The 24,273-nt window shown below is 74.2% G+C and carries 21 protein-coding genes; 9 read left to right on the top strand and 12 right to left on the bottom strand.

Going from position 1 to position 24,273, the window contains the following annotated elements; genetic code table 11:
• Window positions 1–37 precede the first annotated feature (37 nt).
• Entirely contained in the window at window positions 38–1,609 is a 1,572-nt protein-coding gene (locus ACIBPB_RS24815; protein ID WP_396841876.1) for an LPXTG cell wall anchor domain-containing protein, read from the bottom strand.
• Window positions 1,610–1,776: 167 nt separating this feature from the next.
• On the opposite strand from ACIBPB_RS24815, the gene ACIBPB_RS24810 reads away from it, so the two are divergent.
• Both ACIBPB_RS24810 and ACIBPB_RS24805 read left to right on the top strand, forming a co-directional pair.
• Window positions 1,777–2,259, top strand: a complete 483-nt coding sequence (locus ACIBPB_RS24810) for a SigE family RNA polymerase sigma factor (RefSeq protein ID WP_396841875.1) — start codon at window positions 1,777–1,779, stop codon at window positions 2,257–2,259.
• Window positions 2,259–3,308, top strand: a complete 1,050-nt coding sequence (locus ACIBPB_RS24805) for an LCP family protein (RefSeq protein ID WP_396841874.1) — start codon at window positions 2,259–2,261, stop codon at window positions 3,306–3,308. The genes ACIBPB_RS24810 and ACIBPB_RS24805 overlap by 1 nt, the downstream gene beginning before the upstream one ends.
• Before the next feature lie 36 nt (window positions 3,309–3,344).
• Here ACIBPB_RS24805 and ACIBPB_RS24800 read toward each other — a convergent pair whose 3' ends face one another.
• On the bottom strand, window positions 3,345–3,557 hold the full coding sequence (locus ACIBPB_RS24800) for a hypothetical protein (RefSeq protein WP_396841873.1): 213 nt from the start codon (window positions 3,555–3,557) through the stop codon (window positions 3,345–3,347).
• A 270-nt stretch (window positions 3,558–3,827) separates the two neighbouring features.
• On the opposite strand from ACIBPB_RS24800, the gene ACIBPB_RS24795 reads away from it, so the two are divergent.
• Together ACIBPB_RS24795 and fbaA are read left to right on the top strand one after the other, a co-directional pair.
• Window positions 3,828–4,211 carry a phage holin family protein gene (locus ACIBPB_RS24795; RefSeq protein WP_396841872.1) on the top strand — a complete coding sequence of 128 codons (384 nt, stop codon included), beginning with the start codon at window positions 3,828–3,830 and terminating at the stop codon, window positions 4,209–4,211.
• A gap of 162 nt (window positions 4,212–4,373) precedes the next feature.
• Window positions 4,374–5,396, top strand: a complete 1,023-nt coding sequence (fbaA, locus tag ACIBPB_RS24790) for a class II fructose-bisphosphate aldolase (RefSeq protein ID WP_396841871.1) — start codon at window positions 4,374–4,376, stop codon at window positions 5,394–5,396.
• 56 nt (window positions 5,397–5,452) lie between these two features.
• Here fbaA and ACIBPB_RS24785 read toward each other — a convergent pair whose 3' ends face one another.
• The gene (locus tag ACIBPB_RS24785) at window positions 5,453–6,664 is read right to left on the bottom strand and encodes an LOG family protein (protein WP_396841870.1); all 1,212 of its coding nucleotides are present in this window, start codon (window positions 6,662–6,664) and stop codon (window positions 5,453–5,455) included.
• Between the two features lie 260 nt (window positions 6,665–6,924).
• Here ACIBPB_RS24785 and ACIBPB_RS24780 point away from each other — a divergent pair, with 260 nt between their 5' ends.
• Window positions 6,925–7,353, top strand: a complete 429-nt coding sequence (locus ACIBPB_RS24780; RefSeq protein WP_396841869.1) for a DUF3151 domain-containing protein — start codon at window positions 6,925–6,927, stop codon at window positions 7,351–7,353.
• 48 nt (window positions 7,354–7,401) lie between these two features.
• Here ACIBPB_RS24780 and ACIBPB_RS24775 read toward each other — a convergent pair whose 3' ends face one another.
• Entirely contained in the window at window positions 7,402–9,564 is a 2,163-nt protein-coding gene (locus tag ACIBPB_RS24775) for a chromosome partitioning protein (protein ID WP_396841868.1), read from the bottom strand.
• Window positions 9,565–9,638: 74 nt separating this feature from the next.
• Window positions 9,639–10,637, bottom strand: a complete 999-nt coding sequence (locus ACIBPB_RS24770) for a hypothetical protein (RefSeq protein WP_396841867.1) — start codon at window positions 10,635–10,637, stop codon at window positions 9,639–9,641.
• A gap of 122 nt (window positions 10,638–10,759) precedes the next feature.
• Between ACIBPB_RS24770 and ACIBPB_RS24765 the strand changes: the two genes are divergently transcribed.
• The gene (locus tag ACIBPB_RS24765; protein WP_396841866.1) at window positions 10,760–12,049 is read left to right on the top strand and encodes an adenylosuccinate synthase; all 1,290 of its coding nucleotides are present in this window, start codon (window positions 10,760–10,762) and stop codon (window positions 12,047–12,049) included.
• 126 nt (window positions 12,050–12,175) lie between these two features.
• A complete protein-coding gene (gene purD / locus ACIBPB_RS24760; RefSeq protein ID WP_396841865.1) occupies window positions 12,176–13,423 on the top strand; it encodes a phosphoribosylamine--glycine ligase in 1,248 nt (415 codons plus the stop codon).
• A gap of 107 nt (window positions 13,424–13,530) precedes the next feature.
• Here the strand turns inward: purD and ACIBPB_RS24755 are convergent, their stop codons facing one another.
• From ACIBPB_RS24755 to ACIBPB_RS24740, 4 genes are all read right to left on the bottom strand, one after another.
• Window positions 13,531–15,102, bottom strand: a complete 1,572-nt coding sequence (locus tag ACIBPB_RS24755; RefSeq protein ID WP_396841864.1) for a N,N-dimethylformamidase beta subunit family domain-containing protein — start codon at window positions 15,100–15,102, stop codon at window positions 13,531–13,533.
• A gap of 126 nt (window positions 15,103–15,228) precedes the next feature.
• Complete coding sequence (locus tag ACIBPB_RS24750; RefSeq protein WP_396841863.1) at window positions 15,229–16,794, bottom strand: AMP-binding protein; 1,566 nt, start codon at window positions 16,792–16,794, stop codon at window positions 15,229–15,231.
• A 197-nt stretch (window positions 16,795–16,991) separates the two neighbouring features.
• A complete protein-coding gene (locus ACIBPB_RS24745; protein WP_396841862.1) occupies window positions 16,992–18,206 on the bottom strand; it encodes an acyl-CoA dehydrogenase family protein in 1,215 nt (404 codons plus the stop codon).
• Between the two features lies 1 nt (window position 18,207).
• Complete coding sequence (locus ACIBPB_RS24740; protein WP_396841861.1) at window positions 18,208–18,660, bottom strand: SCP2 sterol-binding domain-containing protein; 453 nt, start codon at window positions 18,658–18,660, stop codon at window positions 18,208–18,210.
• 66 nt (window positions 18,661–18,726) lie between these two features.
• On the opposite strand from ACIBPB_RS24740, the gene ACIBPB_RS24735 reads away from it, so the two are divergent.
• Window positions 18,727–19,365, top strand: coding sequence for a TetR/AcrR family transcriptional regulator (locus ACIBPB_RS24735; protein WP_396841860.1), 639 nt, complete (start codon window positions 18,727–18,729; stop codon window positions 19,363–19,365).
• 259 nt (window positions 19,366–19,624) lie between these two features.
• Here ACIBPB_RS24735 and ACIBPB_RS24730 read toward each other — a convergent pair whose 3' ends face one another.
• The 3 genes from ACIBPB_RS24730 to ACIBPB_RS24720 form a co-directional block, all read right to left on the bottom strand.
• A complete protein-coding gene (locus ACIBPB_RS24730) occupies window positions 19,625–20,242 on the bottom strand; it encodes a DedA family protein (protein ID WP_396841859.1) in 618 nt (205 codons plus the stop codon).
• A gap of 84 nt (window positions 20,243–20,326) precedes the next feature.
• Window positions 20,327–21,160 carry a MaoC/PaaZ C-terminal domain-containing protein gene (locus ACIBPB_RS24725; protein ID WP_396842004.1) on the bottom strand — a complete coding sequence of 278 codons (834 nt, stop codon included), beginning with the start codon at window positions 21,158–21,160 and terminating at the stop codon, window positions 20,327–20,329.
• 338 nt (window positions 21,161–21,498) lie between these two features.
• Window positions 21,499–22,857 (bottom strand): 3-oxoacyl-ACP reductase, encoded by a 1,359-nt coding sequence (locus ACIBPB_RS24720; RefSeq protein ID WP_396841858.1) that lies wholly within the window; start codon window positions 22,855–22,857, stop codon window positions 21,499–21,501.
• 54 nt (window positions 22,858–22,911) lie between these two features.
• Between ACIBPB_RS24720 and ACIBPB_RS24715 the strand changes: the two genes are divergently transcribed.
• The gene (locus ACIBPB_RS24715; protein WP_396841857.1) at window positions 22,912–24,204 is read left to right on the top strand and encodes an acetyl-CoA C-acetyltransferase; all 1,293 of its coding nucleotides are present in this window, start codon (window positions 22,912–22,914) and stop codon (window positions 24,202–24,204) included.
• Window positions 24,205–24,273 lie beyond the last annotated feature (69 nt).

The following is a 24,273-nucleotide window of genomic DNA, read 5'->3' as shown; positions in this document are numbered from 1 at the left end:
CGTTGTCGATCGTGTTTCGGCCCGCGTGGGGGCCCGGTCAAGCGAGGAAGCGGGTGTTGCGGCGGCGGGCCAGCAGGTAGCCGGCGGCGCCGGTGGCGAGCAGCAGGGCGCCGAGTCCGGCGGTCAACGCGGTCCGGTCACCGGTGATCGGCAGCGTGCCGCCGCCGCCCGCGCCGCCCGACGCTGGCGGGGCGACCCGGATGATCGCGCTGTCGTTCGCCGGGTTCAGGTCCGGGCGGCGTTCGTCCCCGCGGTAGTGGCGCAGCTCGATCCGGCCGGTGCTGGCGGCGCGGGTGATGCGCAGCTCGAACCGCAGCCGTAGCTGCCCGCCCGGCGGGATGTTCTCGGTGGCGTGGCACTCGTACTCCCGGGCGCCCGGGACCCCCCAGCCGTATTCCGGGATCTCAGGCCCGGGGTCGTCCTCGCGGATCTGCCGGACGTCCTGGCAGGACCGGGGCGCGCTCACCGCGACCGCGCCCTCGGGCACCCGCACCCGGGCCAGGGTCCAGAGCTGCTGGGAGCCGTCGACGGTGGTGGCCGCCGGCCCGTTGTTGGTCCAGCCCACGGTGAGCGGAACCGTCGCACCCACCACGCCGGTCACGGTGGCGCCGTCGGCCGCCAGGTCGGCCCGCTGGTCGCCGGTGACGTGCAGGAAGAGCGCGGTGCCGTTGTCGTACGGGTCGACGTCGGTCTGCGGCGGGGCGCTGGCCACGCCGGCCCTGGTGGTCAGCCGGAGCGTCCCCTGGGTGCCCCACGGGCCGAGCCGGTCGCCGAGCCGCGCGATGGACAGGAACTCCTGCCAGTCGGCCGGGGTGAACCAGAACGCGTTGCCCCGCAGGTCGTCGGGGGCCCAGGCATCCCGCCGGAAGCGCAGGGCGAAGCTGTCGTCCGGCCGCGCGGTCGCGCCCGGCTCCAGCACGGCGTCCGGGAAGGAGCAGGCGAAGACGGTGGCGCCCAGGTCCGGGATGGGCCGCTCCGCGTACTGGCAGTTCTGGTAGCGCCGGTCGGGGAGGAGCGGGTACGGGCCCTGGACCAGCAGCACCGCCCCGCGGGCGGGCGTCGCGCCGCGGTTCGTCACGGCGAGCGGCGCCGGGAGCCGGGCGCCGGGCCGGCCGGAGAGCGGCAGCTCCGCGGCGGCCACCAGGGCGACGCCCTCGCCGACCGTGATGGTGGGCCGGGCGGTGGCGGTGCCCGCGTCGGGCGTGCTCAGGGTGAGCGTGAGCCGGCCCTCCTGGCCCGCCGTCGCGCCGTCCCGGGCGCTGACCGACAGGTGCAGCAGGGCCGAGTCGGCACCACCCTGGACCGTGCACCGGATGACGGCCCCCGACTCGGTGCAGGACTTGGTGCCCGGGGGCGGCTCGACCAGGGCGAAGGCGTCGACCTCGCCACGGTCGACGGTCAGCGTCGAGCTGGGCAGCGGTCGGTCGGTGAGCGGATAGACCGAGATGGTGCGTAGGGTGCCACCCGGGGTGAGCACGGCGTTGTTCGCGTAGAGCGCCAGGTCGTCGCCAGCGGCGGCCGCACCGGCCGGGGCGGTGCCGGCGGCCGTGACCAGGGCCGCGATGCCGAGGGCGGCGAGCCACCGCCGGACGGTCCGGGTGAGTGTCATGGTTCCCCTCCGCGTGGCCCGCCTCGTGCGGCCTGTTCGCAGCGTAGGGGACCGGCCACCGGGCCGGCTGCCCCGAAATGCCGGCGGCCGGCGAAAAGAACCGGTCGGACGATGCAATGTCCCGGCCACCCGTACCCGTCAACTGAGCGGGACACCCGGGAGGTGCAGTGACGTACGAAGAGTTCGCCGACGCGCGGCTGAACGTCCTGCTGCGGTACGCGGTCATGCTGACCGGCGATCCGCACCAGGCGCAGGACCTGGTCCAGGAAACCATGGTGCGGGTCCAGTTGAACTGGCGGCGGGTGGTGCGCAGCGACGCCCCGGAGCGGTACGTCCGGCGGATGCTGACCAACCAGTACATCGACTGGCGGCGCGGCTCGTGGGCGCGGCGGGTGCTGTTGCGCGGCGAACCGGACGAGGCGGTGCCGGCGCCGACCGACCACGCCCAGTCCGCGGTGGACCGGGACCAGATCTGGTCCTGGCTGTCCCGGCTGCCCCGCCGGCAGCGCGCCACGCTGGTGCTGCGCTACTACGAGGACCTGCCCGACGCGGAGATCGCCGAGATCCTCGGCTGCGCGGTCGGCACCGTCCGCTCCAGCATCTCGCGTGCCCTGGCCACCCTTCGAGCCGAAACCGTGGAGGTGCACTGATGATCGAGGACGACCTGCGGGCTGCCTTCGCGCGGCACGAGACCCTCGCCCCGCCCACCGGGCCGCTCCGCGCCGCCATCGACCGGGTGGCGAAGCGCCGCCGGCGTCGCCGGCTGCAACTGCGGCTCGGTGGCACGGCGTTGGCGCTGGTCGCCGCCACCCTGGTCGGCTTCACGGCGCTGGCGCCCCCGCCGCCGGCCCCGTCGGGTCAGCTCGCCGCACCGGCGTCGCCGGTACCCACCGGGGCGCTGAACGTGCTGCTGCTCGGCGTGGACGCGGCCGGCGGGGGCCGGCGGGCCGACTCCGTCGTGCTCGTGCACGTGCCGGCCGACCGGAGCCGGCTCTACCTCGTCTCGATCTCGCGCGACCTGCCGGTGCCGGTCCCCGGCGGGGGGCGGGACAAGCTCAACGCGTCGTTCGCCGCCGGTGCCGGGAAGACCGTGGACCTGGCGGCGGGCTACCGGAACACCCGCCAGGTGGTCGCCCAACTCGTCGGCGTACCGATCGACGCCGGCGCGGTGCTCACCTACCCGGCGACCCGGGAACTCACCGACGCGGTCGGCGGGGTACCGGTCTGCCTGCCGGCGGCGGTGCGCTCGGTGCACACCGGCCGGCGCTTCCCGGCCGGCTGCCAGCAGCTCGGTGGGGCGGCCGCGGTGGACCTGCTGCGGCAGCGGTACGGCCTGCGCAACGGCGGCCTGGACCGGGACCGCAACGCCGGCCGGTACGCGGCCGGGCTGCTGCGCCGGATCCAGGAGCAGGGCGTGCTGACCGACCCGGCCCGGCTCAACCGGTTGCTGGTGCAGGTCGGACCCGATCTGGTCACCGACACCGGGGACACCTCGCTGCTGGCGCTGCTCTCGGTCGCCGGGAAAGCGACGGGCGCCGAGCCGGTCGCGGTCAGCCTGCCGGTGCGCTTCGAGGAGCAGGGCTCGTACCAGGTGGGGATGAACCCGGCACTGGCCCCCGACTTCCTCGCCGCGCTGCGCGAGGACCGGCTGGCCGGGTGGGTCGCGGCCCACCCCGACCAGGTGACCAGCCTGCGCTGACCCGGGCGGGGCCGGGGACCGGCCCCGCCCGGCAGTTCAGCGGTAGTCGTCCTCGTCCGCGGTGACCACCCGGGCCTGCTCCATGGCGTCCCAGTCACCGACCTCGAGGCCGCGGTGCGGCTCGGCGTCGCCGTCGTCGGGCGTGACCATCGCCGCCTGCTCGACCGCGTCGGCCGGCTCCGCCTCCAGGTCGCGCTCCTCCGGAGCGAGGTGATCGCTCGGGGCGAAGTCCTCGTCGGGCTGACCCATCGTCCCTCCCTGGATCTCGCTGCGGACCGTTCCCACCACACCGTACGGGCTGGGGCCGGCCCCCGCTCGGTGCCGGGCCGAACCGCCGGGTGGCGGCCGGCGTGGCCCCTCGGCCGGCGTGGCCCCTCGGCCGGCGTGGCCCCGCGGCCGGTGTGGCCCGCGGCCGGTGTGGCCCGCGGCCGGCGGGCCGGGAGCCCGGCCTGGGCCGGCGCGCGGCGCGGAGTCGCCGGATCGTCCCTCCGGTCGCGAGGCCCGTGCCAGGATGGTGGGGTGGGTTTCCTGATCCGACTAGCGATCACCGCGGTGGCCCTGTGGATCACCACGCTGATCGTCCCGGGAGTGGAGGTGACCGGCCGCAGCGGCGCGAACAACGCGCTGACCCTGATCGTGGTCGCGCTCATCTTCGGTGTGGTCAACGCGGTGCTCAAGCCGGTCATCAAGGTGGTCGGCTGCGTGTTCTACCTGCTCACGCTGGGCCTGTTCGCGCTCGTGGTGAACGCCCTGCTGTTCCTGCTCACCGACTGGATCGGCCGCGGGCTCGACCTGCCCTTCCACGTCAACGGCTTCTGGGCCGCGTTCTGGGGGGCCATCGTGATGGCCGTGGTGACCTGGCTGATCAGCGTGGTGGTGCCGGACCGGCTGGCAGAGCGGTGAGCGGTTCCCGGGTCGGTTGTGCCCGCCGCGACCTCCTACGGGATACTTCCCGCGGTGGACAGCGCGGTCCGGCGCACCCGTGGACGTCAGCGACCGGAACGGTCGGCGCCATGGAAGACAGCGGCCTGCACGGCCGAGAGCGGTAAGTAAGGAGCGTTAGATATGCCCATCGCTTCCCCCGAGGCTTACGCGGAGATGCTGGACCGGGCCAAGGCCGGCCGGTACGCGTACCCCGCGATCAACGTGACCTCGTCCCAGACGCTGAACGCGGCGCTCAAGGGCTTCGCCGACGCGGAGAGCGACGGCATCATCCAGGTGTCGACCGGCGGCGCGGAATACCTGTCCGGTCCGTCCGTCAAGGACATGGTGACCGGCGCCGTGGCCTTCGCCGCCTACGCGCACGAGGTGGCCAAGAAGTACCCGGTGAACATCGCGCTGCACACCGACCACTGCCCCAAGGACAAGCTGGACAAGTTCGTCCGGCCGCTGATGGCCATCTCGCAGGAGCGCGTGAAGAACGGCCAGGAGCCGCTGTTCCAGTCGCACATGTGGGACGGCTCGGCCGTGCCGGTGGCGGAGAACCTCCAGATCGCCGAGGAACTGCTCACCCAGGCCGCCAAGGGCAAGATCGTCCTGGAGATCGAGGTCGGCGTCGTCGGCGGCGAGGAGGACGGCGTCGAGAACGCCATCAACGAGAAGCTCTACACCACCGTCGATGACGGCCTGGCCATGGTCGACGCGCTCGGCCTCGGCGAGAAGGGCCGCTACATGGCGGCGCTGACCTTCGGCAACGTGCACGGCGTCTACAAGCCGGGCAACGTGAAGCTCCGCCCCGAGGTGCTCAAGCACATCCAGGAGGCGGTCGGCGCCAAGTACGGCAAGGAGAAGCCGCTCAGCCTGGTCTTCCACGGCGGCTCCGGCTCGCTGCTGTCGGAGATCCGCGAGGCGCTGGACTACGGCGTGGTGAAGATGAACATCGACACCGACACCCAGTACACCTTCACCCGCCCGGTCGCGGACCACATGTTCCGCAACTACGACGGCGTGCTCAAGGTGGACGGCGAGGTCGGCAACAAGAAGATGTACGACCCGCGGGTCTGGGGCAAGGCCGCCGAGGCCGGCATGGCCGCCCGCGTGGTGGAGGCCTGCGAGCACCTGCGCTCCACCGGCACCACCATGAAGTGACGCCGCGCGCGTGAGCGGAAGGCCGGCACCCCGGGCGGGGGCCGGCCTTCCGCGTCTCACCGGGCGGTCAGCACCTGGACCGCTTCGCGGACGTCGTCGGTGAGGTGCACCGTGGCCGACAGGTCACCGAACGGGGAGGCCGTGAAGAGCGGGCGCAGCAGCGACTCGACCGGCAGTTCGGTCGTCCAGTACGTCCGGTCCAGGAAGACGTACGCTCCGCTGGCCCCGTCGGTGCCGTAGTAGGTCTTGGTGGCCGCCTGGAAGACCTCCTGCACGGTCCCGGCCCGGCCGGGCGCGAAGACGATCCCGCCCCGGGCCAGCCGCAGGATGGTGTCCTCCCGGATGGCGTTGGAGAAGTACTTGGCGATCCGGCCGGCGAACAGGTTCGCCGGCTCGTGCCCGTAGAGCCAGGTGGGGATGGCCAGCCCGCCCGAGCGGGCCCACTCGGTGCCGGTGGCCGCCGGGCGCGGGGCGGGCAGCGCTGGGCCGGCGTACTTCTCCCGGACCCGCAGCGCCGCCTCGGTGTAGCGGTCGTGGTCGGTGAAGTCGGGCGCGGTGGCCAGCGCGTCGATCGCCGCGGTCAGCTCGTCGGCCGGCCAGCCGGCGAGGAACGCGCCCAGGTTGGCCGCCTCCATCACGCCGGGACCGCCGCCGGTCACCACCAGCCGGTCGGCCCGGGCCAGCTCCCAACCCAGCACCGCCGCCATCCGGTACGCGGCGCTGCCGCGCGGCACCGCGTGCCCGCCCATCACCCCCACCACCGACTGTGGCCCGTGCACCGCCAGCCAGGCCCGGGTGGCGTCCGCCAGGGCGTTGTCCACCCCGTGGTCGTGCAGCCGCTGGCCGAGCGCCTCACGGACGTCGGGCAGCGCCCCGCCGTGCGCCCGGAAGTGCGCGTACACCCGGGTGTCGTACATCCCGGCGAACCCCGCCTCGGCGAAGCCCGCGGCCAGGTCGTCGGCGGTGTAGAGGTGGGCCTGCTGGGTCGGGTAGGGCAGTTTCGAGAACGGCGGCACCACGTTCGCCCCGCGCCGGACCAGGTCGGCGCCGACCTCACGGCCGGCGAACCGGCAGCCCACGAAGAGCGTGTCGGCCACGTCGACGCGGGTCAGGTCGGGGACGGGGTCGAGGTCGAGGCGGAGGCCCTGCACGGTGAGCCCGGCCAGGCTGCCGGTGGCGAGGTGTCGCTCGAACTCGGCCCGGGTCTCGATCTCGTCGTGGCTGGTGTCGTGCGGCTCGATGACGTCCGCGGGAGGTGGGGTCGGCACCCCGCCATCCTGCCCGCGCGGGGCAAGCCGGCAAACCCGGTACGGACCGCAGGAGCCCGACGGTCAGACCGCCGGGCTCCTGCTCAACCGGGTCCTGGGGAGGCTCCGGAGCATTAGTTGTAGTAGAAGACACCGCGGCGCGGGATGGGCCGCGGGTACCGGACCGAGGGCCGCAGGCGTGACGAAACCCTCAGCCGTTCAGCCGACCGGCTCGCCCGACCCTCTCGCGGACCTCAGGGCGAAGCGGGTTGAATGGGGCGATGCAGAACCTGTTGCCTGAGCCACCGGCCACGCTCCTGCCCGCGCACGAGGAGGCCGACGCCGCGCTGGCGGCCGCCGCCGAGCAGGACACCGACGAGGCGTACGCCGAGGTGGCCGCCCGCTTCCCCAGCCACAGCGCGGCGTGGGGGGCGCTCGCGGCCCGGGCGTTCGCCGCGGGCCAGGTCGTCACGGCGTACGCGTACGCGCGCACCGGCTACCACCGGGGCCTGGACCAGCTGCGCCGCAGCGGCTGGAAGGGCCACGGCCCGGTGCCCTGGTCGCACCGGCCCAACCGGGGCTTCCTGCGCTGCCTCTACGTGCTGTCCCGGGCCGCCGGCGAGATCGGCGAGGCGGACGAGGCGGCCCGCTGCGCCCAGTTCCTCCGCGACTGCGACCCGGCCGCGGCGGACGCGCTCGCCAGCCGCTGACCGTGCCACGTGACGGCCGGCCCCGCCGGGGCCGGCCGTCGCGCCGCATCACAGACCTTCCGCCACCGCCGCCGCGATCTTCAACCAGGCGTCGCGGGTGGCCGAGGAGAGCTGGCCGTACCGGATCGGCTCGCCGGTGTCGATGAGCCGCTCGTACGGCGCGAGCAGCACCGCCCGGGTCCGGGCGGCGAAGTGCTCCTGGATCGCCGGCAGGTCGATCTCCTTGCGCGACGGCGGCATCGACACCACCGTGACCGCCTGCCGCACCAGCCGCTGCCGGCCGCTCTGCTCCAGGTGGTCGAGCATCCGGGCGGCGGTCTCCGCCGAGTCGTTGCGGGCCGACATGGTGACCACCAACTGGTCGGTGGCGTCCATCGCGGCCTGCCAGTTCTGCGCCCGGACGTTGTTCCCGGTGTCCACGAAGATCAGCTTGTAGAAGCGGCTGACCACCTCGCGGATCTCGGCGAACGCGGCGGCGGTGAGCATCTCGCCGCCGGTGGCGGACTCGTCCGAGGCGAGCACGTCGAACATCCCCTCGCCCTGGGAGCGGACGTACTGCGACAGGTCGCCGACCCGGCCGTGCGGCCCTTGGAACTGGGCCAGGTCACGCAGCATGTCCCGGACCGTACGGGAGTGGAAGTCCTGCTGCGCCCGCATGCCCAGGGTGCCCTGGGTCTCGTTGTTGTCCCAGGCCAGCACGTACCCGCCGCGCTTCTGTCCGAAGGTCATGGCGAGCAGCAGGATGGCGACCGTCTTGCCGGCGCCGCCCTTCGGGTTGACCACGGTCACCTGGCGCAGCCCGCCGAAGTTGCGGCGGACCATCTCGATGTCCCGCTTCATCTCCTGCTCGTGCCGCCCGGGCGGGAGCCGGACCAGGCCGATCCGGTTCACCACGGCCCGTACGCCCATGGTGGCCACCGGGTCGACCGGCCGGGCCTGCCGGCGGCGGGCGAAGTCCTCGGCGGTCGGGGTGACCCCGGGCTCCGGTGCCCAGCCCTGCTCCGGGTATCCGGTCGGCGCCGGACCGGGCTGCTGCTCCGGGTACCCGGTCGGTGCCGGGCCGGGCTGCTGCGGCGGGGCGGGCTGCGGCGCACCCGTCGCGGCCGGCTGCGGCCAGGGCGGGTACGGGCCGGGCGCGGGGCCGGCGCCCGGCGGCGGGTACCCGGGCTGCCCGTACCCGACCGGGCCGGGCGGGTACGCCGACCCGTTGCCGTAGGGCGGCTGGTGCAGCGGTACGCCCGGCGACGGCGGGAACGGCCCGAGCCGCGGTGGCCCGGCGTCCCCGGTGGCGTCCGCCGCGTCCGCCGTGCCGCCGTCGGGGAGCGGTTGGGCGGCGCCGGCCGGCGGCTGGCCGGTGCCGACGGCGGGCGGCGCGCTGACCGAGGTCCCCGGACCGGGCGACCCGGGCCCCGGTGACGGGCGACCGGACTCCGCCGCCGCCGTGCCGCCCGGGTCGGCTGCGGCCGGGCCGGGCGTCGGGGCCGGCTCGGTGGCGTCCCGGCCGGGCGGCGCCGGCTGGAGCGTGGCCATGCCGGGCGCCGTCGGCTCGGTGCCGGGTGGCGTCGGGGTCGGCTCGGTGGCGGTGGCGCGCTGCGGTGGTTGGGCCCAGGGTGATTCGCCCCGGCCGCCGGGGCCGCCGGCGGACTCGTCGCGGGCGCCGGCCGGATCGGGCTCGCCGTGGTCGCGGCCGGGTGGCGGGGTCGTGGCCTCCGGCGTTGTGGCCTCCGGGGTCGTGACCTCCGGGGTCGTGGCCTCCGGGGTCGTGGCCTCCGGGGTCGTGACCGGCAACCCGCCGGCGAGGGCGGGCGGTTGCGGGTCATCGGCGGGCGGGCTCCCGGGCCGCCCGGCCGCCTCCGCCGCGCCGGCCAGGTCGGGGGGCGGGACCGACCCGGTCGCTGGGCCGGGCGGCTGGTCGAGGGTGAACGGAAGGTCCAGGTCCACCGGGGCCGGCCGTACCGTCTGCGGGGCCGGTCCCTCAGCCAACGGGGTGGGCGGGGGTGTGGCCGGCACGGTCGACGGCGGCGAGTTGGGCGTGTTTGCCCCGGGCGGCGTGGCTGGCCAGCTCGCCGCGCCGGGCTGGGCCGGCGCGGCCCAGGGCGGAACGGTGGCGGCCGGGTCGTTCTGCTCCGGCGGCCAGAGCGGTTCGATGTCCCGCTCCGGCACCGGCGGTTGGCCCGGTACGTGGGCCCGGTCGGCGTTCTCGTGCACCACGGTTCCTCCCCATTCCTCCCGCCGAGGATAGGCCGTCCGGCTGCCCGTCCGCCCGGTCGGAAGATCGACGGAGGTCAGCCGGTCCAGACCGCCCAGGCGCCCGGCTCGATCCACCAGGAGCGCTTCCGGTTCAGTTCCGCCTCGACGCCGTCGTCCAGGAAGGGCACCTTGTCGTCGCGCGGCACCACGGCCACGGCCCGGCCGCGGGCGCGCCGCACCTCCAGGCGTACCCGCTTGCGGCCCCAGGTGGAGCGGGCGACCACGGGCACGGCCACCGCCACCTCCACCCGGCCGTCGGTCGGGTCCGGGTCGGCGAGCAGCGTCACGTCGGCCAGGCGCGCGTACCCGCCGGCGTTGCCGATCGCGCAGGCCATGATCGGCTCGTCCCCGTCGCTCAGCGTCGTCCCGTCGACCTCCACCCGGGCCCGCCAGTGCAGCGGCCGGCCCGCGTCGTCGGCCGCGCCGAGCAGGGCGCCGTCGAGGGTCACCGAGCCGCCGTCGTTGCGCAGCAGGTCGAGCCGGCGGGCCGTGCCGTCCAGCACCGCGGCGGCCACCGCCGCCGGGTCCCGGGGCAGCCCGAGTTGCCCGGCCAGGTCCCGCGCCGGACCGCTCCGGGCCGGATCGAGCGGGAGTACGCCGACCGGGGGCAGGTCCGGCACGGTCCGGTCGCCGGGCAGGTCGTCCGGACGGCGGCTGGGCGGCGGGGCGTACCGGCGGACCAGCCGGCGCAGCACGGCGCGCAACTGGCCGTCACTCGCCGTAGCGATCACGAGACGGGTCTTGGAGTCCGGGTCGGGCCAGGTGAGGCCGTCGGCGCGCGGCGGAGCGTCCAGCCGGGCCAGCACCTCGTCGATCTCCGCGTCCGACCGGGCGGTGACCGTGACCACCCGCGCACCCCGGGCGGTCAGCGCGTCCGCGCAGGCCAACACCGGTACGCGCGGTGTCTCGCAGCGTTCCGGGGACTCCTCGCCGGCTCCCTCGGCGGTGCCACCGCAGCAGGCGTCACCGCCGCCACAGCCCCCACCGGCGGCGTCCCGCTCCGAGCCGAGGGTGAGCAGCACCACGTCGTACACGAAGGAGCCTCCTGCTTCTCGACGAACCCCTGCCGGTCCCATCGTCACTACTTGTTAGCCTGACACCCCGGGCTCGCTGACCGGTCGCCACCTGGCACCCGAGCCTTCTGGAGGCGGAGAAGATGCCAGCGATCGTGCTCCTCGGCGCCCAGTGGGGCGACGAGGGCAAGGGCAAGGTTACCGACCTGCTGGGTGAGCGGGTCGACTACGTCGTGCGCTACTCCGGCGGCAACAACGCCGGCCACACGGTGATCACGCCGGACGGCCAGAAGTACGCGCTGCACCTGATGCCGTCCGGCGCGCTGTCGCCGAGCGCGATGATCGTCATCGGCAACGGCGTGGTGGTCGACCCGAAGGTGCTGCTACAGGAGATCGACGGCCTCGCCGAGCGCGGGGTGGACGTGTCCCGGCTGCGCATCTCCGGCGACGCGCACCTGATCATGCCGCACCACCGGGCGCTGGACCGGGTGGTCGAGCGCTACCTGGGCAGCTCCCGGATCGGCACCACCGGCCGGGGCATCGGCCCCGCGTACGGCGACAAGGTCGCCCGGATGGGCATCCGGCTCCAGGACCTGCTGGACCCCGGCATCCTGCGGAAGAAGCTGGAGCTGGCGCTCCGCGAGAAGAACCAGCTCCTGTTCAAGGTCTACAACCGCAAGGCGATCGACCTGGACGCGACGATCGAGGAGTACCTGGGCTACGCCGAGCGGCTCCGGCCGTACATCGCCGAGACCCGGGTGATGCTCTGGGACGCCCTGGACCGCGGCGAGACGGTGCTGCTGGAGGGCGCCCAGGCCACCATGCTCGACATGGACCACGGCACCTATCCGTTCGTCACGTCGTCGAACCCGACGGCCGGCGGCGCGTGCGTCGGCGCGGGCATCCCACCGACCGCGATCACCAAGGTCATCGCGGTGAGCAAGGCGTACACGACCCGGGTGGGCAGCGGCCCGTTCCCCACCGAGCTGTTCGACGACAACGGCCAGCACCTGCGCAAGATCGGCCACGAGTACGGCACCACCACCGGCCGGGAGCGCCGCTGCGGCTGGTTCGACGCGGTGGTCGCCCGGTACGCCTGCCGCCTCAACGGCGTCACCGACCTGGTGGTCACCAAGCTGGACGTGCTCACCGGCATGGCCAAGGTGCCGATCTGCGTCGGGTACGAGATCAACGGTGAGCGGTACGACGACATGCCGATGACGCAGACCGAGATCCACCACGCCACGCCGATCTACGAAGAGCTCGACGGCTGGTGGGAGGACATCACCAAGGCCCGCACCGAGGACGAGTTGCCGGAGAACGCCCGCCGCTACATCGCCCGCATCGAGGAACTCACCGGCACCCGCGTGAGCGTCGTCGGCGTGGGCCCCGGCCGCGAGGAGAACGTCATCCGCCACCCCCTCCTCCCCTGACCCCCTGCCCCCGCCTCCCCACCCTCGTCGCGGTGACCAGGGAGTTCGCGTCCTGAACCACCCAGGATGAGACGCGAACTCCTTGATCAACTGCGCCGGGTCGGGTGGCCAGTAGGATGCGGGGTCGTGCGGGTTCTTCTTGTGGGTAGTGGTGGGCGGGAGCACGCGCTCGCCCTCGGGCTGGCCGGCGATCCGGCGGTGCAGGCACTGGTCGCGGCACCGGGCAATCCGGGGGTCGCGGCGGTGGCGGAACTGCGGGAGGTGGACGCGACCGACCCGGCCTCGGTGGCGGCGCTCGCCGTGGAGACCGGCGCCGACCTGGTGGTGATCGGGCCGGAGGCGCCGCTGGTGGCGGGAGTCGCCGACGCGGTACGCGCCAAGGGCATCGCGGTGTTCGGCCCGTCCGCGCAGGCCGCCCGGCTGGAGGGCTCGAAGGCGTTCGCCAAGGACGTGATGACGGCCGCCGGCGTGCCCACCGCCCGGGCGTACACCTGCGACGACACGGAGAGCGTCCGGCGCGCGCTGGCCGAGTTCGGCGCGCCCTACGTGGTGAAGAACGACGGGCTGGCCGCCGGCAAGGGCGTGGTGGTCACCGACGACCCGGCGGTAGCCGAGGCGCACGCGGCGGAGTGCGGCCGGGTCGTCATCGAGGAGTACCTGGCCGGACCCGAGGTGTCCCTCTTCGTGGTCACCGACGGCGAGGCGGCGCTGCCGCTGCTGCCCGCGCAGGACTTCAAGCGGGCCGGCGACGGCGACACCGGCCCGAACACCGGCGGCATGGGGGCGTACGCGCCGCTGCCGTGGGCGCCGCCCGGGCTGGTCGACGAGGTGATGCGCGACGTCGTGCACCCGACGCTGGCCGAGATGCGCCGGCGCGGCACCCCGTTCTCGGGTCTGCTCTACGTCGGCCTGGCGATCACCGCCGCCGGCCCTCGCGTGATCGAGTTCAACGCCCGCTTCGGCGACCCGGAGACCCAGGTGGTCCTCGCGCTGCTGGACACCCCGCTGGCCGGGCTGCTGCACGCCGCCGCCACCGGCACGCTGGCGGCGCACCCGCCGCTGCGCTGGCGCGACGGTTCGGCGGTCACGGTCGTGGTGGCGGCCGAGGGCTATCCGGCGGCCCCGCGCACCGGTGACGTGATCACCGGGGCCGAGCAGCCCGGCGTGATCCACGCCGGCACCCGCCGGGACGGCGACGGCACGCTGCGGTCGGCCGGCGGCCGGGTGCTCTGCGCCACCGCCACCGGCCCGGACCTGGCGGCGGCACGGCAGGCCGCGTACGCCCTGGTGTCGGGAATCGAGCTGGCCGGCGCCCAGCACCGGACCGACATCGCCGCCGCGGCCGCCGACGGACGGATCAGCCTGCCGGCCTGACCGGGCCGCCGACGGACGGATCAGCGGGCCGGCCTGACCGGGCCGGCGACAGCCTGCCGGCCTGACCCTCGGCGACGGACGGAACCGTCCGCTCCGGGGCAGGGGCGCTAGACCGTCCCGACGGTCGGGGTGGCCGGCGAGCTGGCCGGCGTGGCCGGGGTGGTCGGCTGGGCCGGCGGGACGGTGGGCTCCACGATCCGGTCCAGCAGGTTGCGGGTGGCCCGTTCGATGCGCTCGTTGCGCCAGGTGGGGCTGTTCAGCGCCGTCGTCCAGCGCAGCGTGCCGGCGGCGAAGACGATCGCCCCGTTGGCGGTCTCGTAGATGTGGCTGCTCTGGATCTGCGGCCGGCCCTGACTCGTCCGGTAGGGCGAGGCGCTGAGGATCGTGGCACGCACGTCGCGGAGCGGCTTGAGGCCCCGGGAGCGGCCGTCGGCCTCGCCGCCGACGAGGCTGGGGATCCGGTCGCCCTCCGCCACCCCGGTGCCGGCCCAGAACCAGTGGTCGGCGGCGCGTACGACCAGTGACTTGCGGCCGTCCACGACGCCGTTGTACTGCACGCCCAGGAACGCCTGCTCGGGTTCACCCCGGTCACGCCAGCGGCAGGTGGTCTCGTCGGTGACCGCGCTCAGGTCGGTGGGCGCGACCTTGGTGCAGGTGATCGTCCGCTCCGGCCGGCCGTCGTCCGCGGCGTCGACGAGGATGCGCCAGTAGATGCTGTTCGCGCCGAAGTAGGCGACGCTGGTCCCACCGGCCACCGCCCGCTCGGCGGCCCCGCGCATCTCGGTGGACCAGTACTCGTCGTGCCCGCAGAACACGATGCCCCGGTGCCGGGTGGGATCGATCCGCCCCGAGTGCAGGTCGAAACTGGTGGCGTAGGAGATGTCGTAGCCGGACCGCTCCAGGAACTGGATGGCGTGCTGGTCCTCGAGGAAGCGGGAGGGGATGCCCTCGTTGGCGTACGGCCGGTCGAAGGAGACCCGGGCCGCCCGCAACTCCGGGTCGGTGCGGCCGTCGGCGGAGTAGCCGTTGTAGAGGCTCTTGCCCTGCCGGCGGTCCTTCGGCCACTGGTTGTACGCCTGCCAGGTGGTGACCGGCAGGACCACGCAGAGGTCGGAGCGGCGCTGGTCGTCCCGGACGATGAACGGGGTGCAGGCCCGCCAGCCGGCGGCCGAGGTGAACACCGCCTGGTAGACCCCCGAGGGCCAGTCGCTGGGCACGTCCAGCCCCCAGGAGCGGGGCCAGCGACAGGCGATCATGCCGTCCGCGGCGTCGGCCGCCGGCACCTCCTGGGGGACCCCTTCGAGTTCCGGACTCGTGTACACGGTGCGGGCGCCGGCACCGCCGTACCAGCCCAGTCGGTGGATGGTGATCCGGAACCGGCCGGCCGGGTTCACCGCGACGTGGAAGTCGAGAGAGTCACCGGGCAGGATGCTGGTCTTGTTGACGTACCCCTGGATCTGCCGGTGGTCGTCGTCGGTGGTCGGCAGGCCCTCCTTCGGCCACCAGGGCTCGCCGGGCAGGAGGTTCTCCTCGGCGAGGGTGGGCGGCGGCTGCCGCACCGACACGTCGGAGGGCCGCGGCGCGGGCGTCCGGCGGGAGAAGTACTCCGCGTTGATAGCCGCGGCGGACGCCCCACCAGCCAGCAGAGCGAGCGCCCAGCGCCGACGCATTCGGACCATCTAGTGGCTCCTGGGGGCATGGAGAGGACCTGCCGGCCCGGGACGAAAGCGGAGAGAGGCTATCACGCTCCGTACGCCGAATCTGTCCCTCGCGCGGCTGCTTACGCGCACCGAACGGCCGGTTGATTACTCGTAGTAGCGGCGCAGCTCCCGCGCGACCACCTTGCCGGTGGCGTTGCGCGGCAGGTACTTCACGAAGACCACGTCCCGCGGTACGGAGAAGCGGGCCAGGTAGTGCCGCACGTACTCGCGGACCGCGGCCGGGTCGAGCTGCTCGTCCGGGTGCAGGGCCAGGAAGGCGGCCAGTCGCTGACCGTATTCGGGATCCGGTACGCCGATCACCGCGACCTCGCGCACCTGCGGCAGCCGGGCGATCAGATCCTCCACCTCGGACGGGAAGACGTTCTCCCCACCGGAGACGATCATGTCGTCGGCCCGGCCGTCGACGAAGAGCAGCCCGTCGGCGTTGACCCGGCCCAGGTCACCGGTGTCGAGCAGGCCGTCGTGGCTCTCCCGGCTGGCCCCGGAGGTGTACCCCTCGAAGAGCATCTCGTTGCCCACGAAGATCCGCCCGACCTGCCCGCCCGGCACCGGCCGGCCGGCGTCGTCGAGGACCTCCAGCCGGGTGCCGTGCGGCGGCCGGCCGGCCGTGGTGGGCGCCGCGCGCAGCTCGGCCGGGCCGGCGATGGAGGCCCAGGAGACCTCGGTGGAGCCGTAGAGGTTGTAGAGGACGTCGCCGAAGCGGTCCATGAAGGCGGTGGCCAGCCCGCCGGGGAGGGCCGAGCCGCTGACCGCGACCACCTTCAGCGGTGGTCGGGCCGCCGGCGGCGGCACCTCCATCAACCGCTGCAGCATCACCGGTACGGCGAAGAGCGCGTCGCAGGACTGGGCGGTCAGCGCGGCCAGCGTGGCGGCCGGGTCGAAGCGGCGGTGCAGCACGACGGTGGCGCGCAGCGCGAACGCCACCTGGAGGGCGGCGTACCCCCAGGTGTGGAAGATCGGCGCGGCGATCAGCACGGTCTCCCGGGCGTGCAGCGGGATCCGGTCGATGATGGAGACCAGCGGGCCGAACCCGTGCGGGGTCGGGCGCCGGGCGCCCTTCGGCGCGCCGGTGGTGCCCGAGGTGAGCACGATGGTCCGGCCGTCCCGCTCCGGCGGCTGGAGCTGGTCCCCGGGCAGGGCGGCGGCGATCAGCTCCTCCTGGCCGCGCTCGTCGACCCGGTGCACCTCGGCGGGGAGGGCGAGGAGCCGCTCCGCGAACTCCGCGTCGTGCACCAGCACCCGCAGCTTCTGCTCCTCGGCCACGGTGCTGAGCTGGCCGGCGGAGAGCCCGGTGTTGACCAGTACGGCGTCCGCGCCGAGCAGCATGGCTCCGACGATCGCCTCGATCAGCCCGTGGTGGTTGCGGCACAGCACGCCGATCCGGTCGCCGCTGCGTACGCCGAGCACCGCGCGCATCGACCGGGCCAGCCGTTCCGAGCGGTCCAGCAGTTCCTGGTAGGTCAGGCTGCCGCCGTTCTCGTCGACGACCGCGGTCCGCCCGGGATCGCGGGCAGCGGCCTGGCGCAGCTCACCGGCGAGGCTCCAGCCCCAGCGGCGCAGCGCGTTGAGCTGGGAGGCGACCCGGATCGGGTGCCCCGGAGTGAGCAGTCCGCGTCGGGTCAGCGTGGCGACGATGAACGGCAGGTCCATGCCGAGCCTCCTTCGCGTTCGAGTCTCCCGATCATGCACCGTCCGGGCCCGGCGGCCCGGCTGAGGTGATCATCTGTCCAGCCCGCGGACGCGCGGAACGGCGTACGCCGGGCCGGGCGGACCGGCGGCCCGACCCGCGACGGGTACCGCTCGGCACAGCGGATGCCGTCGCGGGTCGGGTCGGGGTCCGCCGGCGATCAGCGGATCTGCATCCCGGAGATGGCCCGGGAGATGACCAGCCGCTGGATCTCGGAGGTTCCTTCGAAGATGGTGTAGATCTTGGCGTCCCGGTACCAGCGCTCCACCGGGTGGTCGCGCAGGAAGCCGGCTCCGCCGAGGAGCTGAACCGCCTTCTCGGTGACCGAGACGGCGACCTCGCCGGCCTTGAGCTTGGACATCGAGCCCTCGCCCGCGGTGAACGGCCGGTTGTTGCGGCCCATCCAGGAGGCCCGCCAGACCAGCAGCCGGGCGGCGTCGATCTCCATCTTCATGTCGGCGAGCGCGAACGCGACCGCCTGGTTCTCGATGATCGGCCGTCCGAACTGGACCCGGTCCTTCGCGTAGTCCAGGGCGTACTCGTACGCGGCGCGGGCCACGCCGAGCGCCTGGGCGCCGACGGTCGGTCGGGACAGCTCGAAGGTACGCATCGCCGCCTGGCCGGACGCGCGCTGCCCGGAGCGGGCCCGGGCCAGCCGCTCGTCCAGCGCCTCCTTGCCGCCGAGCAGGCAGCGCCCGGGCACCCGGACGTCGTCGAGGAAGACGTCGGCGGTGTGCGACGCGCGCAGCCCGAGCTTGCGCAGCTTGCGGGTGGCGTTGAGGCCGGCCGTGCCCGGCGGCACCACGAACGCCGCCTGCCCGCGTGAGCCCAGGTCGGGCTCGATCGAGGCGGTGACCACGTGCACCCCGGCGATGCCGCCGTTGGTGGCGTACGCCTTCTGCCCGTTGAGCACCCACTCGTCGGTGGCCTCGTCGTAGACCGCGCGGGTACGCATCGACCCGACGTCGGAGCCGGCCTCCGGCTCGGTGGTGCAGAACGCGGCGACCGCCGGCTGGTCGACGTCGCCGAAGCACTGGGGCACCCACTCGACGAGCTGCTCCGGGGTGCCGGCGCCGTAGATCGCGGCGACCGCGAGGGAGGTGCCGAAGATGCCGAGCCCGATACCGGCGTCACCCCAGAAGAGCTCCTCGCTGGCGATCGGGAGCGAGAGGCCGGTGGGATCGGCCCAGCAGGTGGCGAGGAACTCGAAGCCGTACAGGCCGACCTTCGCCGCTTCCTGGATGATCGGCCAGGGGGTCTCCTCCCGGGCGTCCCACTCGGCCGCGGCCGGGCGCACGACCTCGGCGGCGAAGCCGTGCACCCAGTCGCGGAGGTCCCGCTGTTCCTCGTTCAGGTCGAGCGAGAACTCGGTCATGTCAGGCCTTCGGGATGTCGAACAGGTTGGCGATGTTGGCCGCCAGACCCAGGTCGCCCTTGGCCTTCAGCTTGCCGGTCATGAACATCATGACCGGGTTCGCGCCGCCAGAGACGATCTTCAGGAACTCGACCGGGCCCATGGTGAGGCTGAGCTTGGGGTCGCGGGTCGGGGTCTCCGAGACGGTGCACGTGCCGTTGTCGATGACGATCTCGTAGGTGTCGGTGCCGCCGTCCGGCCGACCGGTGATGTTCCAGTGGATGACCGCGTTGGTCGAGCCGGCGCGGTCGGCGCGGAACAGCGACGGCATCCGGTTGAAGACCTCGCTCAGCACCTTGCCGCGCAGCTCGCCCGACATCATCTCGGCGATCTTGTCGTCCGGAGTGGACTTGACCAGCTGCGCGAACTCCTTCGGGCCGACGTTCGCGAAGTTGGCCGGGTCGAAGTCAGTCATGGGGGATGCACCTCTCGACTTGGTTACTCTGGCGTAACCTTACGCACGAGTAGGTATGCTCGCAAGGTGTCCAGCACGCCCACCTTCAAGCGCCTGCCCCGGGCGGTACGCGAGCAGCAGATGCTCGACGCGGCGGTCAAGGTCTTCTCCCGCCGCGGCTTCCACGCGGCCAGCATGGACGAGATCGCCGACGACGCCGGCATCTCCAAGCCGATGGTCTACGCGTACCTCGGGACGAAGGACGAGCTCTTCGTCGCCTGCCTGCACCGCGAGGGCACCCGGATGATGGAGGCCATCGCCGGGGCGGCCGCCCCCGACCTGCCCGCCGACGAACGGCTCTGGCGCGGGCTGCGCGCCTTCTTCGGCTTCGTCGGCGCACACCGGGACGGCTGGGCGGTGCTCTACCGGCAGGCCCGCGCTTCCCAACCGTTCGCCGCCGAGTTGGCCACCATGCGCGACCGGCTGGTCGACGTGGTCGCCGGCATGCTGGACCACGCGCTGCGCGCCAAGGGCCGCGAGGTCCGCCCCACCGATCTCGAGGTCGTCGCGTACGCCCTGGTCGGCGCGACCGAGTCGCTGGCCGACTGGCTCGCCGACCACCCCGAGGCGGACCCGGAGAAGACCGCCACCCGGATGATGAACGTGGCCTGGCTCGGCGCCGACCAACTGCTCCGTGGCACCACCTGGCACCCGCCCGCCGACTGACCGCCCCGGCCTCCCACCCGGCCCGCCCCACCCCGCCTTGCCCGCCCCACCCCGCCCTGCCTCGCCTGTCCACCCCGCCCTGCCCGCCCGGGCCGGCCGGTTAGTCGGGCTGGTCAGGGCTGGGCGGCGGTGGGCGGGCGGTCCGCCCCGCCCGCGCCACGGATTGCGGCAAGGTGGGCCCTCGGGCCGTGCGGAGACCACCGTTTGCCGCATTCCGTGGCCGGACCGATCGGCCGAGCGGTCGGGTGGGGCGGGTGGGTCAGCGGCGGATGGCGGCGCGGGCTCGGGCCCGTCGGTGGGCCCACCGGGCCGCTTCCAGCAGGCCGGCGACCAGCACCGAGAGGCCGACGCCGACGAGCAGGCCCTGAATCGGGTGGTGGGCGAAGGCGAGGCCGCCGAACCAGCCGAGCAGCCCGCAGTAGGTCCCCCAGACGGCGCAGGCCAGCGCGTCGTACATCAGGAAGGAGCGGATCGGGTAGCGGACCGCGCCCATGGTGAGGGTGACGGCGGTGCGGCCGCCCGGGACGTACCGGGCGGTGGTGAGGATCGCCCCGCCGCGCCGGTCGACGGCCCGGCGGGCCCACTCGGAGCTGGCCCGGCGTCGGCTGTCGGCGGGCAGCCGGGCCAGCCGGTGCGCGCCGCCGCCGCGCCCGATGGCGTACGAGATGTGGTCGCCGACGAGTGCGCCGAAGCTGGCGGCCAGGATCACCCCGACCAGGTGCGGTTCGCCGTTGGCCGCGAAGACCCCGGCGGTGATGGCCACGGTCTCGCCCGGTACCGCCGGGAAGAACGCGTCGACCGCGGTGACCGCGATGATCAGCAGGTACACCCACGGCGAGGTCACCGTCTGGTGCAGCAGGTCGAGCGCGTCCCCCATCCCCCCATGCTCCGGGGGTGCGCGGTCAGGTGGTGCCTCTTCCGGTGCAAAAGGGGGTAAACCGGGGCCCGCCGGGGCCCCGGCTCAGCGGATGGTGCCCACCAGGTGCGGCCGGCCGTCCCGGGCGCTGTGCAGCGCGAAGTCCCAGTCCGTGCCGGTGGCGCCGGCGCTGAAGGCAACCGTGGACGGCAGCGGCACCGGCAGCTTGAACGCCACGTCCACCGTGTACGCCTCCGGCAGCCGGCCCTCCAGCGCCGCCAGGCACCGGGCCTTGCTCCACATCCCGTGCGCGATCGGGCCCGGGAAGCCGAACAGCCGCGCCCCGAGCCGTGAGGTGTGGATCGGGTTGTGGTCGCCGGAGACCCGGGCGTAGTCGGTGCCCACCCGCGGCGTCACCCGCCACTGGGCGGACGCGGCCGGCGCTGCCGGGCGGTCACCCCGGTCGCGCCGCGGGCCGCCGCCCGCCGAGCGTCCCTTCCCGAGGTACGTCGAGACGCCCCGCCAGACCTCCTCACCGGCGACCGAACCGACCAGCACCACGTCGAGCTGCCGGCCCCGCTCGTGCGGGCGCAGGTTCTCGGCGTACGTGCGGAAGTCCACGGTCTCGCCGGCGTCGACCGGCCGGTGCACGGTGATCCGGTTGGCCACGTGCACCACCCCGGTCAGCGGGATGGGGAACTCCGGCACCGTCATCAGTCGCAACGCCAGCGGGAAACCCAGCACGTGCAGGTAGGTGGCCGGCAGCCGGTCGGCCAGCCGGAACCCGCACACCCGGTCGTAGTCGGCGAGGTGCCCGGGGTCGACGGTGACCCCGCCGACCGCCAGCTCCACCTCGGGTACGTCCTGCCCGCGCCGGCGTCCCATCCCGGGCAGCACCCCGAGCAGGGCCCGCCGGTAGAGCGCGCCGGGCGCCGGCATCCGCCCCAGCTCGATCCGGACCCGCCCGTCCGGCCCGCCGGGCGCGGCGGCGGTCAGCGTGGCCGCCGACCGGCTCGCGGCGGACAGGTCGTGGGTCAGGTCGCCCGCCAGCGCGGAGAGGTCCTGGGTCGCCTCGGCCGAGAGCGCGGGCGGCTCCGCCGCGCCCAGCCGCGCCGGGCGCGGATCGGCGCCCGCGTCCAGCTGTGCGGGGTGCGGATCGGCGCCCGCGCGCAGGGCGTTGCGGGCGGAGGTGAGGTCCTGGGTGGGGCCCTCGATCAGCTCGTGCACCGACAGCTCCGCGGCCGGCTCCTCCGACGGTCGCTGCTTACGCCACGCCATCACGCCCCCAGCAGGCTCTGGCCGCAGACCCGGACGATGTTGCCGCTGACCGCGCCGGTGGCCGGCCAGGAGAGCCAGCCGATCGTCTCGGCCACGTCCACTGGCAGGCCGCCCTGGGCCATGCTGTTCATCCGCCGGCCCGCCTCCCGGATCATCAGCGGGATCCGCGCGGTCAGCCGGGTCTCGATGAAACCGGGCGCCACCGCGTTGAGGCTGATGCCCCGCTCCCGCAGCACCGGGGAGAGCGAGTCGACCAGCCCGATCACGCCGGCCTTGCTGGTCGCGTAGTTGGTCTGGCCCCGGTTGCCGGCGATGCCGGCGATCGAGGAGACCGAGACGATCCGGCCCCCGGCCGGGATCAGGCCGCGTTCCAGCAGCACGTCGTTGATCCGCTCCTGGCTGGACAGGTTCACGTCGATCACCGAATCCCACCGGTCGGCGTCCATCCGGCCCAGTGTCTTGTCCCGGGTGATGCCCGCGTTGTGCACCACCACGTCGACCCGGCCGTGCCGGGACGCCAGGTGCTCGGCCAGCCGGCTCGGCGCGTCCGGCGCGGTCAGGTCGAGTTGCAGCGCGCTGCCGCCGATCTCGTTGGCGACCGCGGCCAGTTCGTCCCCGGCCGCCGGGATGTCCAGCACCACCACCTGGGCGCCGTCCCGGGCGAGCACCGTGGCCAGCGCCGCGCCGATGCCGCGGGCCGCGCCGGTGACCAGTACGACCTGCCCGTCCAGCGGCCGGTCCCAGTCGGCCGGCGCGACGGCGGTGCCGGCGCCGACCCGGATCACCTGACCCGAGACGTACGCGGACCGGCCGGAGAGCAGGAAGCGCAGCGTCGACTCCAGACTGACCGGGGTGCCGGCGTCGGCGTCCTTCGTCACGTACACCAGTTGCGCCGTGACGCCCCGGCCGAACTCCTTGCCGATGCTGCGGGTCAGCCCTTCCAAGGCCCGCTGGGCGGTGGCCTCGCGGGGGGAGCCGCACTCGGCCGGCGGGGTGCCCAGCACGATCACCCGGCCGCTGGGCGCCAGCGCCCGGGCGTGCGGGTGGAAGAAGTCGTAGAGCTGGCGGAGCCCGGTGGAATCGGTGATGCCGCTGGCGTCGTACACCAGGGCGGCGAAGCGGGCGGCGGCGTCGGAGTCGGCGGCCGGGTCGACCAGCTCGACCCCGGCGGCGGTCAGCACCTTGCCCACCGGGTCGGCGAGCCGGCCGCCGGTGGCGGAGCCGAGCAGGACCGGCCCGGGAACGAGTGGGTCGCCGGGCGTGTGTCGGCGCAGTCGGGGCGGGTCGGGCAGCCCGAGGCGCTTGACCAGCGCGCGACCGGCCCCCGTCTGGACGAAGCTCGCGTACCTGTCGGTCATAGGCGTAGCCTACTGGCGAGTAGGGTTCGGGCAACAGCTACCAGGAGGCTGATCGTGCAGAGTGTCCGGCGGGTCGCGGTCATCGGCGGCAACCGCATCCCCTTCGCCCGGTCCAACTCGCGCTACGCGCAGGCGTCCAACGCCGACATGCTCGGCGCGGCGCTGGACGGCCTCGTCGCCCGGTTCGGCCTGGCCGGCCAGCGGGTCGGCGAGGTGGTCGCCGGCGCGGTGCTCAAGCATTCCCGGGACTTCAACCTCACCCGCGAGGTGGTGCTCGGCTCCCGGCTCGACCCGCACACCCCCGCGTACGACATCCAGCAGGCCTGCGGCACCGGGCTGGAGGCGGCCATCCTGGTCGCCAACAAGATCGCCCTCGGGCAGCTCGAGGTCGGCATCGCCGGTGGCGTCGACACCACCTCCGACGCGCCGCTGGCGATCAACGAGGACCTGCGGCGGACGCTCATCCAGCTCAACTCCGCCCGCACCCTCGGCGCGCGGCTGAAGCTCGCCGCGAAGCTCCGCCCGCTGCAGCCGTTCAAGCCGGAGATCCCGCGCAACGCCGAGCCGCGTACCGGGCTGTCCATGGGCGAGCACGCCGCGCGGACGGCGCTGCGCTGGAACATCGACCGGCAGGCCCAGGACGAGCTGGCGCTCCGCTCGCACCAGCGGCTCGCCGCCGCGTACGACAAGGGGTTCTTCGACGACCTGATGACCCCCTACCTGGGGCTCACCCGCGACCAGAACCTCCGCCCGGACACCACCCTGGAGAAGCTCGGCTCGCTCAAGCCGGTCTTCGGCACCAGCGGCGCGGACGCCGAGCGGGCCACCATGACCGCCGGCAACTCCTCCCCGCTCACCGACGGCGCGTCCACCGTGCTGCTCGCCTCCGAGGAGTGGGCGCGGGAGCACCACCTGCCCGTGCTGGCCTGGTTCTCCTGGTCCGAGACCGCCGCCGTCGACTTCGTGCACGGCGACGAGGGGCTGCTGATGGCCCCCGCGTACGCGGTGCCCCGGATGCTGGCCCGGGCCGGGCTGACGTTGCAGGACTTCGACTACTACGAGATCCACGAGGCGTTCGCCTCGCAGGTGCTGGCCACCCTGGCCGCCTGGGAGTCGCCCGAGTTCTGCAAGGAGCGGCTCGGCCTGGACGCGCCGCTCGGCTCGATCGACCGGGACAGGCTCAACGTCAACGGCTCCTCGCTGGCCGCCGGGCACCCGTTCGCGGCCACCGGCGGGCGGATCGTGGCCACCCTGGCCAAGCTCCTGGAGCAGAAGGGCAGCGGGCGGGGTTTGATCTCCATCTGCGCCGCCGGTGGGCAGGGCGTGACCGCGATCCTGGAGCGCTGACCCGGGCAGGGGAACGCGCTGCCCGGCGGCGCGACCAGGTGGACCGGGCAACCGACGCGGCCCGGTCCG

The organism is Micromonospora sp. NPDC049836 (genome assembly GCF_044465125.1).
GTDB lineage: Bacteria > Actinomycetota > Actinomycetes > Mycobacteriales > Micromonosporaceae > Micromonospora.
The sequence above is the reverse complement of the archived record's forward strand: the minus strand, read 5'-3'. Positions and strand labels throughout refer to the sequence as shown.